Raw genomic sequence first — 13,767 nt, forward strand, 5'->3', positions numbered from 1 at the left:
CCTCAACTGAGGGCTTCTTACTATCAGCTTTTGGCTATACCATGCACAAGTTTACTGGTCAGCAGGGAATACTACGCCAGTTTGTTTGCGTACTTCAGTCAATACTTTTGCAACGGTCAACGAACGTTGTTTCATTTGTTCATCAATCACACCAAGCTTTAACTGCTTCGCAAATGCTTCTGCTTCGTAGAACATATGATTCTCGGTTTGAGGCAAAGTTAGGGTCTCTTTTTCTTCACCACGAAGAATACGCTCTACACCACGGCCTGTGGCGATCATATCGACCAACACACTGCCTTGCTCACCTTGAAACTCGCTTGGGATAAGAGAATCACTGACTTTCGAGTGCAGAAGATTTACGTTAAAGCCATCATACGCCAGCGTTACGCTGCCGCATCCGTCAACGCCTGATGGAAGCACATGTGCACTGGCTTGAACAGAGTTCGGCTCACCAAACAACTCTATCGCAGAACCCACGCAGTAATAACCGATGTCCATGATGGAGCCATTGGAAAACGCAGGATTGAATGTGTTTGGATTTTCTCCATTTAGATATTTTTGGTATCTCGATGAATACTGGCAATAGCTAATCGTCGCATGTCGTAACGGAGCGATAGACGGTAAGCTCTCTTTCAATACTTGGAAGTTTGGTGTGTAAGGCGACATAAACGCTTCAAACAACACAACGTTGTTTTCCTCAGCACAGGCAAACATCTGTTGTGCCAATGCGTAGTTCGAAGCCATTGGCTTTTCACAAATGACGTGTTTGCCCGCTTTTAACATTTGAATAGCTTGAGGAGCATGAAGCGAATTCGGACTGGCGATGTACACCGCATCAATGTCTGCATCCTGACCTAATGCTTCTAGGCTGTCGTAATAAGTATCTGCATCATAAGGCGTGCCAAACAAACGCGCTTTTTCTATATCTCTCGAATACACAGCTTTAAGGCAAAACTGCTTGGTTTGGATTGCCGCTTCAACAAATTGTTGCGAAATCCAGTTAGTCCCGATAACAGCGAGTTTAAACATGTCACTTCCTTTATATTCGTTCTAAAAAGCCGTAATGAATTCGGCTTATCAGTGCGATTTAAGCAAGCTTTAGTTCATTAAACAACTCAAATAACTGGTTAGATTTATACGGCTTTGGCAAATACGCATCCATACCCGCAGCAAAACAATTGTGAATGTCCTCTTCCAACACACTCGCGGTCAAAGCAATGATGGTTGTTTTCTTGCAGCCCACTCTCTTTTCCCAACGGCGAATCTCTTTTGTCGCGGTTAGGCCATCCATCACCGGCATCATACAATCCATCAAAATGGCGTCAAACTGCTCACCTTTGGTGATGGCATCCAGCGCTTCTTGCCCGTTACTCGTAATTAAGTAGTCGTACCCTGCTTTATCTAAGAAAAAGCTCGCGATTTTTTGGTTCATTAGATTGTCTTCAGCAATCAGTATTCTTCGATGAGTTCGAGATATTTTAGATTCAGCGCGAGATGCAATATTTGTGACATTGTCACGCAATGTATTCTTCTCGAGCTTAGCTAGCTCTTCGATGGCATGTTTGAATCGATTACCCAAGAATGGTTGAGTCAACACGGCATGCACGTTTTCCGCGTTCGTGTAAGAGCTCGTCAAATGGTGCTGGCACACTACTACTCGACGAACATCATAAACTTCAGCCAGTTCACTCAAACAGCTATCGATATCCATCTGACCGTCATTACATAAGAAAATGACATCGAAATCTTCATCTAGCGCTTTTGCTTCCGAAAGTGAGTTAACGCCTACCAGCTTAATTTGAGCTAAACGACACTCTTGGACAATTTGCTCTGCATAAGCATAGTTATCACATATAAAGAGCCCTCTTTTGACCACATCGGAATGCCAACCAAAGAGAGGTAACGCCTCTACTTCTATTGAAAAACCAAAGCATGTGCCCACCCCCTTGGTCGAGGTTGCCACTAGCTTGCCTCCCATCATTGACACTAATTGGCGACAAATCGCAAGCCCTAGCCCTGTTCCGCCAAACTGTCTCGAAACGCCTTCGTCTTCCTGAGTAAACGGCTCAAAAATGGTCGCCAGTTTGTCCCTTTCGATACCGATGCCCGAATCCTTGATAAGAAATGTTAGCGAACCTCGCCCTTGCTCTAACGCTTCTTCGTAGCTAACGTCGACTGAGATATAGCCTTGTTCAGTAAACTTAACGGCATTGGAAACCAGATTAGTAATGATCTGTTTGATGCGATGATCATCGACCATCACGCGAGCCGGAATGTTTTCATCCAATGAAATATCGAGTTCAAGCTGTTTGGACGTGGCTTTAGATTGAAACAAAATCACCGATTGATAAACGACTTCGCGAATGTCAGCTTCAACCAACGACAATTCGAGGCGCCCCGACTCGATCTTAGACAAATCTAGAATATCGTTTAGCAATGCAAGCAAAGTGTGAGAAGAGGTATCGATGTCATCCACGACTTCTTGTTGATGAGGTGATAGCTCACTTTGCGACAAAATCTCAGTCATCCCCATGATGCCATTCAACGGCGTTCGAATCTCATGGGACATGTTGGCAAGAAATACAGATTTTGCTCTATTGGCTGCCACTGCCGACTCTTTGGCGTGCAGTATTTCGTGAGTTTGCCTTTGCTTTTCTTCCACCACACGATTGACTTGCTGCGCAAAGAGAGTGAACTCGTCACTACCATCGACTGCGACTTTTTTCTCTTTTTCTTCCTCATTAACAAGGGCATTAAGAGCATGAATGATTGCGCCAATCTTACTGTTAACACGATACCAAGTGGCAAACCCCAACCAGCCAAGCAAGAGAAGAACTACCGCAACACCACAGGTAATGAGCAATACATTTCGTTTTTGCTCATTGACTTGAGTAAGTAGGGATTGCTCAGCTTGACGAGTAAATCCTTCAATCATCATTTGCAGTCGCTGAACCCGAAAATCGAGTTCGTCAAGGTAAGCCGCATAATCGCTGCGTGGCATGTCGCCATTCATTAGCCTCGCTCTTGATTCCAAATTACGTTGATAACGGGGGGAGCTGAAAAGGCCAAGCAGTTTATCGACATGCGCATAAGATGCCCCCAAATGCAAAAATGCATCTAGGTTTTGCTGCTGACGATCAATGGTTTGAAAAAAAACGCTTTGGTTCAGCTTCGCATCTGGATCCATCACTAAACGGTAGGTCAGCCAAGCCTCTTTTTGCGTCCAATAAGATAATTGAGCAAGGTAAGCAATAAAGTTCTGCATGGCGTGCCCATCGCTATTTCCATACAGCTGATAGTTTTGTAGCAAAGAAAGCGACATTTCTTGCAACAACTGAAACGCCCAATCACCCACTTCATCTGTGTTGGTAAGATCCCCAGACACCATACCAAGCATCGCCTCTTTTAAATCATCGGCGTACTCGGAAGTGTGTGGATTAGTGGAAAATTTATGATGCATGGAGAGCACCACATTATTTTGGACATCCACTTCGATGCTTAAAGGCGTTTCCTGACCGTATTGGCGTCTGTCTTTTTCCATGCTGTAGATAAAGTGCGAAGCCTGAGATATCAGCTGGAATCCCTGTATGTTGCTTACGGTTTGGTTGAGGTGATCGACTCGCACCGAATTTGCATAAAACTGGTGGATCGCAAAAGCAACGATCACCACTGCGGGTAATAACGCTAACAACGCTAAACGTGTTTTGATTGATAATCTCAGCATCCATCTTTCCATGTGTTACGAACGCCTACTGATTTAATACTAGACTAGTTTCACACATTAATAATGGATATTGATGAGTTAAAAAACACTCTCATTTCACCTAGTAACACTAGGGATATAGGGTTACGGCGGGTTTAGGTGCCTGTTTTAAACTGTGATTCAAAGCAAGTTTTTTGATCATCAAAAAATGACCTAAACGCTCAAATCCAAGTCATACCTAAGCAGCAAAATGTAAAACAGACATTTATCATTTGAATGTTTACCACTCCCGTTGTCTTATCGAGTGAGATCACATTAATCTAGAAAAGAATCGAGGCTATTTACATTTAGATTTTGAAGCTATTCGTTATCGTTACAAAAAAAGTCAGCAAGTTATTAAAAGTCAATAGTACAAACACCCCGCTTTAGTCACATTAATCAACCAGAAATAATGCCCTACTTAGCAGTTTTAACTGGTATTAATTTTCCTAGCAGAATAAGAACTCTCACCTTAGAATCCGCACACATAATTATTACAACCCGATTACATAACCCACCAAACTCCACACTCTACCGTTGAGGTAACAGTAGTGAGTATGGTTAGCCCTCAAAACGTGAAAGGTCCAATACAACAATGAGTCCAGAGAAATATCTCCAAGACTGGCAAACGAGCCAAACGATTGCTGAATCTATCTCCCCTCTTATTGGTAAGCTATATCGTCAAAAAGGAATCGAAGTGGTTCTGTTTGGTAAGACGCTTATCAACGCCACTACTATCGACATTCTCAAAACTCACCGCGTAGCAAGACGATACACTGGAAACCCTCTTTCTCTAGAGCACACAATGCCGATCATCCAAGCATTGTGCGAAATGAGCATTTCTTCATGCCGCGTTGATGTTGGTCAACTGGCAACTAAGTATTGGAATGAGCACGAAGATACAGCAGCACTAAACGATTTCCTACAAACTGCACTTCAAGGCGCGCGTGATGCCGACTCTTCTCTAGCCGCTCGCGATGTTGTGCTTTACGGTTTTGGTCGTATTGGTCGCCTACTGACTCGTCTTCTTATTGAAAAGAGTGGCCCAGGTTACCCTCTTCGACTGCGCGCAATTGTTGTTCGTGGCGGTAAGAAAGGTGATTTAGAAAAACGAGCTAGCCTACTTCGTCGTGATTCTGTACACGGTCAATTTAACGGCAGCATCGTGATTGATGAAGAGCGCAAAGCGCTTATCGTTAACGGCAACTACATTCAAATCATCTACGCAAACAATCCTAGTGATGTAGATTACTCTGTGTACGGCATCAACAATGCACTTGTTGTTGATAACACAGGTGTGTGGCGTGATTCTGAAGGTCTGAGCCAACACTTAGCATGTAAAGGCGCAGAGAAAGTACTACTAACGGCTCCGGGTAAAGGCGACATCAAGAACGTTGTATTCGGCGTTAACGAATCTGTGATTCAAGAAGATGACACCATCATCTCTGCAGCGAGCTGTACCACCAACGCAATCACACCAGTTCTAAAAGCATTGAACGACAAATACGGCGTACTTTCGGGCCATATTGAAACCGTTCACTCTTACACGAATGACCAAAACCTGATCGATAACTTCCACTCAGGTGACCGTCGCGGTCGCAGTGCATCTTTGAATATGGTTCTAACTTCAACTGGCGCAGCTAAAGCAGTAGCAAAAGCACTGCCAGAGCTAGCTGGTAAGCTAACAGGTAACGCAATTCGTGTACCTACGCCAAACGTATCAATGGCGGTTGCAAACCTTAACCTAGGCACAGATGTTGATCGCGACTCTCTTAACGATTACCTACGCGAAATGGCTCTCAACTCTGAGCTTTCAGCGCAGATTGATTACACAGATTCAACTGAAATCGTTTCTACAGACTTAGTGGGCTCTCGCCATGCCGGCGTTGTAGATGGTCAAGCGACTATCGCACAAGACAAGCGTTGCGTACTGTACATTTGGTACGACAACGAATTCGGATACAGCTGCCAAGTTGTGCACTGTATGGAACAAATGATGGGCGTTCGTTACCAAACATTCCCTCGATAGGTGAACTTTGCTCCACAACGTTAACCACAATGGGTAACGAGCAATAACCCAACATTTGTTCTGATAATAAGCGCTTTGCGCAGTACTAATATTGATTCCCCGTTTATGCGCCTGATGACCCTCAGGCGCTTTTTCGTTCGTATCATTTGACAATCTCCGGACAAAGCAAACAGAACCATTCATGTTTTGTTCATGTTCGCAGCGTTAATCTGAACACATAGATTGAAAAGAGGTCATGATTATGAATCGAATTATTGTTACTGCACTGGCACTGATTACTGGCTTTTTCGCATTAGTATTTAGCCTAATCATGACGATTCCATTGACCATCGCAGCCCTGATCACAGGCAAACGAATTGAAAAACGCGTACGGAAAATGCAAAAAGAAGTGCATGAAGAGTATGAGTTTAATACTGGCAAAGCCGATGCCATCGAAGGTGAATTTGAAGAGGTTCGCCGATAACGAAATTACTGTGTTTCTCTTCCCCCTAATGTTCCTGAGAAACTTCTTGCGTACACCCAGACTTGCCCCACAAGCTGGGTGTTTTTTTTGCGAAGTGCGTTTGCAAAAAAGGCAGCTTATTGGCTGCCTTTGGGTTTGTTATATCGAGCGTCTTGAAAGTCCTAAACCGTAACCACCACTCTTAGTGCTAAGAGCATAAGTACAACGCCAGATAGTCGGTCAATGAGAACCGCTTTGGAGCGAATTTTATCGACCACTCTGGAGCTTGATAACACCAACGTAATAAAGGTGTACCACAAGCCATCGACAACAAAAGGTGTCGCAACAATGATCATTTGGTTACTCAGATCATTTCCAAGCGCGACAAACTGGCTAAACAAAGCAATAAAGAACAGTGCGATTTTAGGACTTAGAATAGAGATAAGGAAACCTTCTCTAGCAGATTGAAGTACGGTCGTTTCCTCACCAGATTCCAACTTGGCGGCCACTCCACCTTTGGATCGCAGCGCGTTAAAACCTAAGTAAGCCAAATAAGCTGCGCCCGCTAAACTGATGGTTTTGAACAGCATTGGGCTCTGCTGCAGCACAACCGCAAGACCGATCAACGTGATAAACGCATAAATCCCGATCCCAAAAGCATGCGCCCATGCCGTTGCCAAACCATTCATTCGTCCACCAGCCAAAGCATGTTTAGCAACGATCGCTAAGCTAGGCCCTGGCGACATAGCCCCTAATAAACAGACTGTAAATAGTGATAACCAAACTGTTAGTGTCATAAAAATCTCCCCTCTTTGACGTTAATTTATCAATAGAGGTGAGATAAACTGAAATCAAAGTTAATCATGAAAGTTATGATTGAAACTCATAGTCTAGTTAATAGAGTATTCTGATTGCTGCATAACGCTTTGCATCGTTTCCCGTATCCAACGATGCGCAGGATCGTTATCGTACTTTGGATGCCACATCAGCCAGTATTGATGGATTTGAGTATCAAATGGCAGAGGTTTATGTGCCAAACTCCAATGCTTAGCGAGGTTCACCGCGATATGCTCAGGGACGACCATCAAATGTTCACTTGAGACTAGGCGATTAACCGCCGCCGAGAAAAATGGGACTTTAAATGTGATATGTCGCGCCAACCCCATCTCTTTTAAAACCGTGTCGGTGCTTGAATCTTTATCGCCGCCACCCGTAACTTTTATGTGCGAATAACTGAGTAACGCATCCACCGTCAGCTCTTTATAACTCGCCAGCGGGTGTGACGCTTTCATCAAACACACCGAGGTATCAGAACCAATGTTCACGCTTGAAACGCCTTCTGGTTTTGAAGGGTACATGGACGATGCGATGTGGATACCCAGTTCATGCAACTTATCGAGAAAATCTGGTTGCCATAAGCGATAAGCCATATCCAGTTGCGGCGCGAGTTGGCTTAAATGGGAAGCGATATCTGGAAGAACGTACTGAGCAACATAGTCACTAGACGCGACAACTAACTCACCTTGCCAATCTGCCGGTTCGAACGGTTTATCATCAAGCAGATGATCAAACTCAGACAGCAAATCATCAAGTTTAGCTTTTAACGCTAACGCTCGAGGTGTGGGTATGAGCAAGTTCCCCTGACGGACAAGCAACGGATCGCCACAAAGCTCTCTAAGCTGGGCTAATTGGCGGCTGACCGCAGATTGAGTTACGTGCAAGCGCTCAGCAGTGCGACTTACATGACACTCCTCAAGCAGCACATGCAATGATCTCAGCAGATTTAAATTGATGTTGTTTAACATTCTCGACCCACTTGATGCTTCACTTTACGAACTTGTTTCCGGTCGTATTAAAAAACTCGGTCAGAACCGTATGCGTCATCAAATGACGCAGTTCAGGAAAGCGTTGAATTTGGTCTCGGATTTCATTGAGCCGATTCATGTTAGGGACTTCCACAAATACCATCATGTCAGTTTCGCCGCTGATTGCATGGCACCATTTCACACCATCAATTTTATACAACTCATCAGCATAGGATTCACAGTAGTAAGATGATATGGATGTGTCGAATTTCAATGCGAAGTAGGCACAGATCGAATCCCCCTCTGGAGGCGCAATTTCAGCGTGATAACCTAAGATGACTTTGTCATTTTCTAACTTGCGAATACGAGCCGTGACGGCTGAGCGAGATAAATTGACCTTCTCCGCAATCTCGGTGACCGACAACCGCGCGTTATGCCGGAGGATATCAATGATCTTGTGATCAAATTTGTCCATAAATATACCAAGCTTCCCTTAATTTTCTTATTCTATACCGATTCTAAATGCATAAGAAACCAACATTTTGTTGGATTTATTTAAAACAACCGTCATATTGACGGTGAACAAGCGCATTTTGTTTTTTGGAGTTCAGATATTCTATCTTCAACCCAAAGTCCAATTAAGGCGCAGCATGGAACGCGCACTTATATAAAACCTCCGAGAAACGCATGGAACAGCTAAAAAAAGACATCTCTCTTATCTCCGGTATCGCCCAGTTGTCCACAACCTTGATGGGAACAGGCTTGTTTATGATTCCCGCTATCGCGGCAGGAATCGCTGGCCATTTTTCTTTGTGGGCTTGGGTCCTTTTATTCATCGCGATTTGTCCAATTGCGCTGACTTTTGCCCAACTAGGTAAGCGCTACCCGAATGCTGGCGGCACGGCATTTTTTGTGCGTCAAGCTTTTAACTCGAGATTGGAAAGCAGCGTCGCTTGGCTATTTGTCAGTGTGATTCCCGTTGGCGTACCTGCCGCGATTGCTCTTGCAGCAGGTTTTCTTCAACAACTGCTTCCTACTCCAATCAACAACCACTTATTTGCGCAAGTATTGACGGTTTTTCTGCTCATCTTGGTCAACCTATTGGGCACCAAATCATCAGGGCGCTTGCAAACCATCATCGCATTGAGTGTTTTTGCTTTGGTTGGGGCATTTTTGTTTAAAGGCGAAATCAATAGCGCAGATCTTTCAATGCCGACTCTCACAACAGAGTCCATTTGGCCGATCACCGCAGCACTTGGCGTGATGTTCTGGTGCTTTGTTGGCATCGAAGCCTTTGCTCACATGGGGGAAGAGTTTAAGAATCCGCAACGGGACTTCCCGATCGCGATTATCGTCAGCTGTTTTGTTGCTGGTGCAACTTACTGGGCTTGTTCTGTTGTCATCTTAAAGTTTGGTGCTTATGGCAGCGCACAATTCGATAATGCTTCCATCCCTTGGTTAAGCGCCCATTTATTGGGAGATAGCGCAAAGTGGCTCATCAGTATCATTGGATTTTCTGCGTGCTTTGCCAGCGTTAACTTATATACCCAAAGCCTATCAAGAATGGTTTGGGCTCAAGCGCGCGAACATCGTCCAACCAGTCCACTGGCTAAAATTTCGCGTAGAGGCGTACCTTCATCAGCAACAGTTTTAGTCGGTGCGGTGCTACTTGCGTCTTGTGTGATTGGGTCGTTATCCAAGCTCGATTTAGAGTTTTTCCTAAAGCTGGCCAACAGTATTTTTGTTTTGGTTTATCTATTGGCAATGCTAGCTGCATACAAATTGCTGCACGGACTAGGAAAAGCCCTCGCGGCGATTTCTTTAGTGTTATGTACAGGCGTGTTCATCTGTTTAGGTTGGTCTATGCTTTACGCCCTTGGCATTTTTGCGCTGCTCTCTCTGCCGTGGAAACAATGGCGACAAAAACGACACTCGAGCATTGTCGAATAACTTCAGACGTCAAATAGCTCAAAGAGGCGTTTAATCAACGGGTCAATGTTATCAAGACGAACATTCCCATATCCGATCACGACACCCTGCCAATCTCGTGCTTTAAAATCGGGATGCTCATAAAAACTGACTGGGCGCATCACGATGCCCGCCTTTTTGGCTCGTTGCGTACACGTGTTTTCATCAATCCCTTGTTGCCAGCTCAACGTAACGTGCAACCCCGCCGCTTGGCTAATAACTCGAACTTTGTCACCAAAATAATGCTGAATAGAGAAACAGACTTGTTCGTGCTTCGACTTGTACACTCGCCTCATTTTACGAATATGTCGCAGCAAGCTTCCTTCTGAGATAAAGTCCGCCATCGCGGCTTGAATATGACTTGGTGTGTCACCACTAAGTGCGTCTTTCACCATCAAACATTTATCTACCAGCGATTCAGGCACAACGAGATAGCCAAGCCTCAAACCATTAAACATGACTTTACTAAAAGAGCCGATGTATAACACTCGCTCGTCTCGGCCCATTTGTGCGGCTAACCCTTGCAAACTGGTGTATGGACGATGTGCAAATTGGAATTCACTGTCGTAGTCATCTTCAAGAATCCAAGCCTCTTGGTTCGATGCCCACTCAATGATTTGTGCTCGCTGCTCAGTGTTTAAAGTCGTCCCCATCGGATATTGGTTACTTGGCGTGATATAGAGTGCATCTGCAGTACTTTGCGTGACGGAATCAATATCAAAACCCATTTTTTGTCTTACGAATAACGGTTCAAATTGATATTGCTGAAACAGGATCAACTTGCGCATCTGCGCATAACCTGGCTGTTCCATGAGCACTCTACTTCCTGCCGTTAATGTTGCCATGGTGGCGATACACAACGCTTGCTGCGCGCCTGACGTGATGATGATTCGACTAGGCGTGCAGTTCACTGAACGGCTCGACGCTAAGTAATCCGACAAAGCGCATCGAAGCTCCCAGCTACCTTGAATGTCTTGATTGCCTAGCAGACACGTACGGGATAAGTGACGATTGAGATATTTTTGCCACAAAGCGGTTGGAAAAAGCGATAAATCGGGTACACCAGGCGCGAAACTGGCATTCACATCCAACGCCGCTGGCGGAAGGTTGGCAGCTTGAGTTGGCAACTTTTCAGGCAAGTATTGTTCTGGCAACTCAACAGCAACAAAAAAGCCTGAACCACGCTGGCTGACCAAGTACCCTTCAGCAACTAACTGTTCGTAGGCAGAAATCACCGTGTTGCGGCTAAGGTTCAACTCTTGTGCCAGTTTACGAGTCGACGGTAGCTTGCCGTTCTTGGGCCAAAGCCCTCGAACAATCTTATCCCTTATTGCAAAAAATACAGACTGCTGGCGCGTACCGCGGCCTGTTTTTACGCACAAATCACCCACATCGATTAACGACAAATTGGATCCATCCATAGTTTAAAAGTGGCTCTCTCTAAGCTACCAGTTAAACGCTACATTGCAACGACACGCTTAGGAAGAAAATGACTATTTCTCATTACTGTGAGTTGGTTAGGGAGACCACCATGCTATCGAATACAAAAAGAACAGAAATCAAAAAAGGCGCTCATAAAGCGGTGACTGAAGTTGAAAAGCTGCACACGATTATTGATGAAAGCCTAATTGCCCATATTGCAATCACCAACGAGTCAGGGCCAGTGGTTATCCCTATGTTAGCTTGGCGCGTCGATGATTTTGTATACATCCACGGCGCAAATAACAGCCGACTGTTACGCTCCCTCAAACAAGGCCAACCGACATGTCTCACCTTCACCTTGTTTGATGGTTGGGTATTGGCGCGTTCCGCATTTCACCACAGCGCGCATTATCGCAGTGCGGTTGTGTTTGGTCAGTTTGAAACTGTTGAAGACAATCAGGAAAAAGATCGTTTACTGAATCACTTTCTCGAACAAATCGCGCCGGGAAGAACAGAGCATGTCCGTTTGAGTAACGAGAAAGAGCTCAGCGCCACCATGCTTTTGCGTATTTCTTTAGAGGAAGCATCGGTAAAAATCAGTCGTTTTGGTGTCAACGACGACGCGCAAGATATGGATATTCCGGTTTGGGCGGGGGTACTGCCATATCGAACCGTCGTGGGGCCTCTTGAACCATGTTCGGATTTGTATGAAGGCATCGAAGAACCCGATTACAGCAGCGCCTATCCTAACCGCTGGTACGCTTCGGAGAAACTCAGCTAAGAGCTCCTGTTGCTAACACTCTCACTTTTGCTAACGCTCTCAATAGCAACTTTCATCCACTCTCCTAAATCACCGCTGCTCCTGCCAGCGGTGCTCGGAACTTTGTATCCAAAGGCTTCAATTTCCCGTATAACAAACCATGAGCAATAGGAGAGAGTTATGTCGGGAAAGGAAAGAAACCTACCAACACACCGTATTTCTAGATTCAGCAAATTTGCCTCGCTTGCAACAAGAGTTGCGGGCAATGTTATTGCTGAAGGCACCAAGCAAATCGCCAAAGGCAACCGACCGAAAGCGAAAGACCTTTTGCTCACCCCTCAAAATATTGCACGGCTGACCGATCAACTGGCGCACTTACGCGGCGCAGCCATGAAACTTGGTCAAATGCTTTCGATGGATGCCGGAGATATTCTTGAACCGGAGTTGGCCGAGATTTTAGCCAGATTGCGTTCAAACGCCGATCCAATGCCATCAAAGCAGCTCAACAGCGTGATGGTAAATGCACTTGGTGAACAGTGGAAATCCGCGTTTCTTGCTTTCAACTTCAAACCTATTGCGAGTGCATCCATAGGGCAAGTTCACCAAGCCTACAGCGATGCTGGCGATAATTTGGCAGTAAAAGTGCAATATCCCGGTATCAGAAAGAGCATCGACAGCGACGTCGATAATGTCGGTACGCTTTTGAAAATTGTTGGCCTTATCCCTGAGTCAGTTGACTATAAAGGACTGTTGGAAGAGGCGAAAAAACAGCTGCACGACGAAGCCAATTATGAGCGAGAAGCTCAGTTTGCCTGTAGATATCATGCTGCTCTACAAGACCATCCGCATTTTTTGGTACCAAAAATCTACCCGGAAATTTCATCCCAATCCGTTCTGGCTATGTCGTTCATTCAAGGGACGCCCATAGAGAAAATCACAAACTACGATCAAGAAACTCGCGACTTTGTAATGCACAATTTGTTGGAACTGCTGTTTAAAGAACTGTTCGAATTCAAAATGGTGCAAACCGATCCAAACTTCGCAAACTATCTCTATCTTGAACAAAGTAAACAAATCGGGCTGTTAGATTTTGGCGCAACTCGCGAATACAGTGAACGTTTTAGTTCCGGTTATCGCCAAGCCTTTTCATCTGTCGTGAACGATGACGAACAAGGGCTCAACGATGCTTTAGAGCAAATAGGCTTTTTCGCCCAAAGCATCAAACCAGAACAGAGAATGGCGATTTTAGATTTGGTCAAAATGGCATGCGAACCCATGCTAATTGATGAAGCTTATGACTTTAAAGCCAGCGGACTGGCGCAAAAACTGCGAGAAGCTGGAACAATTCTGAGTATGGAGCAAGATTATTGGCATACCCCACCAGCCGATGCCATATTCTTGCACCGAAAAATTGGTGGCATGTATTTGCTCGCCGCTCGAATCGGTGCAAAAGTAAACATTCGTCGATTAGTGCAACCATATCTCAAGCTCAATAGTGGATAGCCTATTGTTTTTCTGTCACTTTCAAGTACCTTGAGCAGTTATTCTGCGTCATCAACAGCCCACTTTATTGAGATTTATTGACTATGGTTAATGAAC

General features: G+C 44.9%; 11 protein-coding genes. 5 read left to right on the top strand and 6 right to left on the bottom strand.

The features are described 5' to 3' along the window. Positions 1-51: 51 nt before the first annotated feature. Together DYB02_RS17725 and DYB02_RS17730 are read right to left on the bottom strand one after the other, a co-directional pair. Positions 52-1,029 carry a Gfo/Idh/MocA family protein gene (locus DYB02_RS17725; protein ID WP_015313433.1) on the bottom strand — a complete coding sequence of 326 codons (978 nt, stop codon included), beginning with the start codon at positions 1,027-1,029 and terminating at the stop codon, positions 52-54. A 58-nt stretch (positions 1,030-1,087) separates the two neighbouring features. Then, positions 1,088-3,724: a hybrid sensor histidine kinase/response regulator gene (locus DYB02_RS17730; protein WP_029803880.1), complete on the bottom strand. Its 2,637-nt coding sequence runs from the start codon at positions 3,722-3,724 to the stop codon at positions 1,088-1,090. 613 nt (positions 3,725-4,337) lie between these two features. Here DYB02_RS17730 and DYB02_RS17735 point away from each other — a divergent pair. Further along, the gene (locus DYB02_RS17735; protein WP_005463456.1) at positions 4,338-5,771 is read left to right on the top strand and encodes a glyceraldehyde-3-phosphate dehydrogenase; all 1,434 of its coding nucleotides are present in this window, start codon (positions 4,338-4,340) and stop codon (positions 5,769-5,771) included. A gap of 235 nt (positions 5,772-6,006) precedes the next feature. Continuing rightward, a complete protein-coding gene (locus tag DYB02_RS25770; RefSeq protein ID WP_172462912.1) occupies positions 6,007-6,234 on the top strand; it encodes a hypothetical protein in 228 nt (75 codons plus the stop codon). 161 nt (positions 6,235-6,395) lie between these two features. Here the strand turns inward: DYB02_RS25770 and DYB02_RS17745 are convergent, their stop codons facing one another. The 3 genes from DYB02_RS17745 to DYB02_RS17755 form a co-directional block, all read right to left on the bottom strand. Beyond that, a complete protein-coding gene (locus DYB02_RS17745; RefSeq protein WP_005463452.1) occupies positions 6,396-7,010 on the bottom strand; it encodes a LysE family translocator in 615 nt (204 codons plus the stop codon). A gap of 93 nt (positions 7,011-7,103) precedes the next feature. Further along, entirely contained in the window at positions 7,104-8,018 is a 915-nt protein-coding gene (locus DYB02_RS17750; protein WP_029803876.1) for a LysR family transcriptional regulator, read from the bottom strand. A gap of 19 nt (positions 8,019-8,037) precedes the next feature. Beyond that, a complete protein-coding gene (locus DYB02_RS17755; RefSeq protein ID WP_005463448.1) occupies positions 8,038-8,493 on the bottom strand; it encodes an Lrp/AsnC family transcriptional regulator in 456 nt (151 codons plus the stop codon). A gap of 212 nt (positions 8,494-8,705) precedes the next feature. On the opposite strand from DYB02_RS17755, the gene yjeH reads away from it, so the two are divergent. Next, the gene (gene yjeH / locus DYB02_RS17765) at positions 8,706-9,968 is read left to right on the top strand and encodes an L-methionine/branched-chain amino acid transporter (protein WP_029861986.1); all 1,263 of its coding nucleotides are present in this window, start codon (positions 8,706-8,708) and stop codon (positions 9,966-9,968) included. 2 nt (positions 9,969-9,970) lie between these two features. Here the strand turns inward: yjeH and pdxR are convergent, their stop codons facing one another. Further along, positions 9,971-11,407, bottom strand: a complete 1,437-nt coding sequence (gene pdxR, locus DYB02_RS17770; RefSeq protein ID WP_029803873.1) for a MocR-like pyridoxine biosynthesis transcription factor PdxR — start codon at positions 11,405-11,407, stop codon at positions 9,971-9,973. Positions 11,408-11,517: 110 nt separating this feature from the next. On the opposite strand from pdxR, the gene DYB02_RS17775 reads away from it, so the two are divergent. Further along, positions 11,518-12,189, top strand: a complete 672-nt coding sequence (locus DYB02_RS17775) for a pyridoxamine 5'-phosphate oxidase family protein (RefSeq protein WP_005499330.1) — start codon at positions 11,518-11,520, stop codon at positions 12,187-12,189. Between the two features lie 159 nt (positions 12,190-12,348). Beyond that, entirely contained in the window at positions 12,349-13,671 is a 1,323-nt protein-coding gene (locus DYB02_RS17780) for an ABC1 kinase family protein (protein ID WP_029803871.1), read from the top strand. Positions 13,672-13,767 lie beyond the last annotated feature (96 nt).

The sequence above is a fragment of the Vibrio parahaemolyticus genome (assembly GCF_900460535.1).
In the GTDB taxonomy this organism is placed as follows: domain Bacteria; phylum Pseudomonadota; class Gammaproteobacteria; order Enterobacterales; family Vibrionaceae; genus Vibrio; species Vibrio parahaemolyticus.

Coding starts and splice junctions, on each gene's coding strand:
- pdxR (WP_029803873.1), bottom strand. CDS start 11,407: ATGGATGGATCCAATTTGTCGTTAATCGATGTGGGTGATTTGTGCGTA.
- DYB02_RS17745 (WP_005463452.1), bottom strand. CDS start 7,010: ATGACACTAACAGTTTGGTTATCACTATTTACAGTCTGTTTATTAGGG.
- DYB02_RS17750 (WP_029803876.1), bottom strand. CDS start 8,018: ATGTTAAACAACATCAATTTAAATCTGCTGAGATCATTGCATGTGCTG.
- DYB02_RS17725 (WP_015313433.1), bottom strand. CDS start 1,029: ATGTTTAAACTCGCTGTTATCGGGACTAACTGGATTTCGCAACAATTT.
- DYB02_RS17735 (WP_005463456.1), top strand. CDS start 4,338: ATGAGTCCAGAGAAATATCTCCAAGACTGGCAAACGAGCCAAACGATT.
- DYB02_RS17780 (WP_029803871.1), top strand. CDS start 12,349: ATGTCGGGAAAGGAAAGAAACCTACCAACACACCGTATTTCTAGATTC.
- DYB02_RS17775 (WP_005499330.1), top strand. CDS start 11,518: ATGCTATCGAATACAAAAAGAACAGAAATCAAAAAAGGCGCTCATAAA.
- DYB02_RS17730 (WP_029803880.1), bottom strand. CDS start 3,724: ATGCTGAGATTATCAATCAAAACACGTTTAGCGTTGTTAGCGTTATTA.
- DYB02_RS25770 (WP_172462912.1), top strand. CDS start 6,007: ATGATTATGAATCGAATTATTGTTACTGCACTGGCACTGATTACTGGC.
- yjeH (WP_029861986.1), top strand. CDS start 8,706: ATGGAACAGCTAAAAAAAGACATCTCTCTTATCTCCGGTATCGCCCAG.
- DYB02_RS17755 (WP_005463448.1), bottom strand. CDS start 8,493: ATGGACAAATTTGATCACAAGATCATTGATATCCTCCGGCATAACGCG.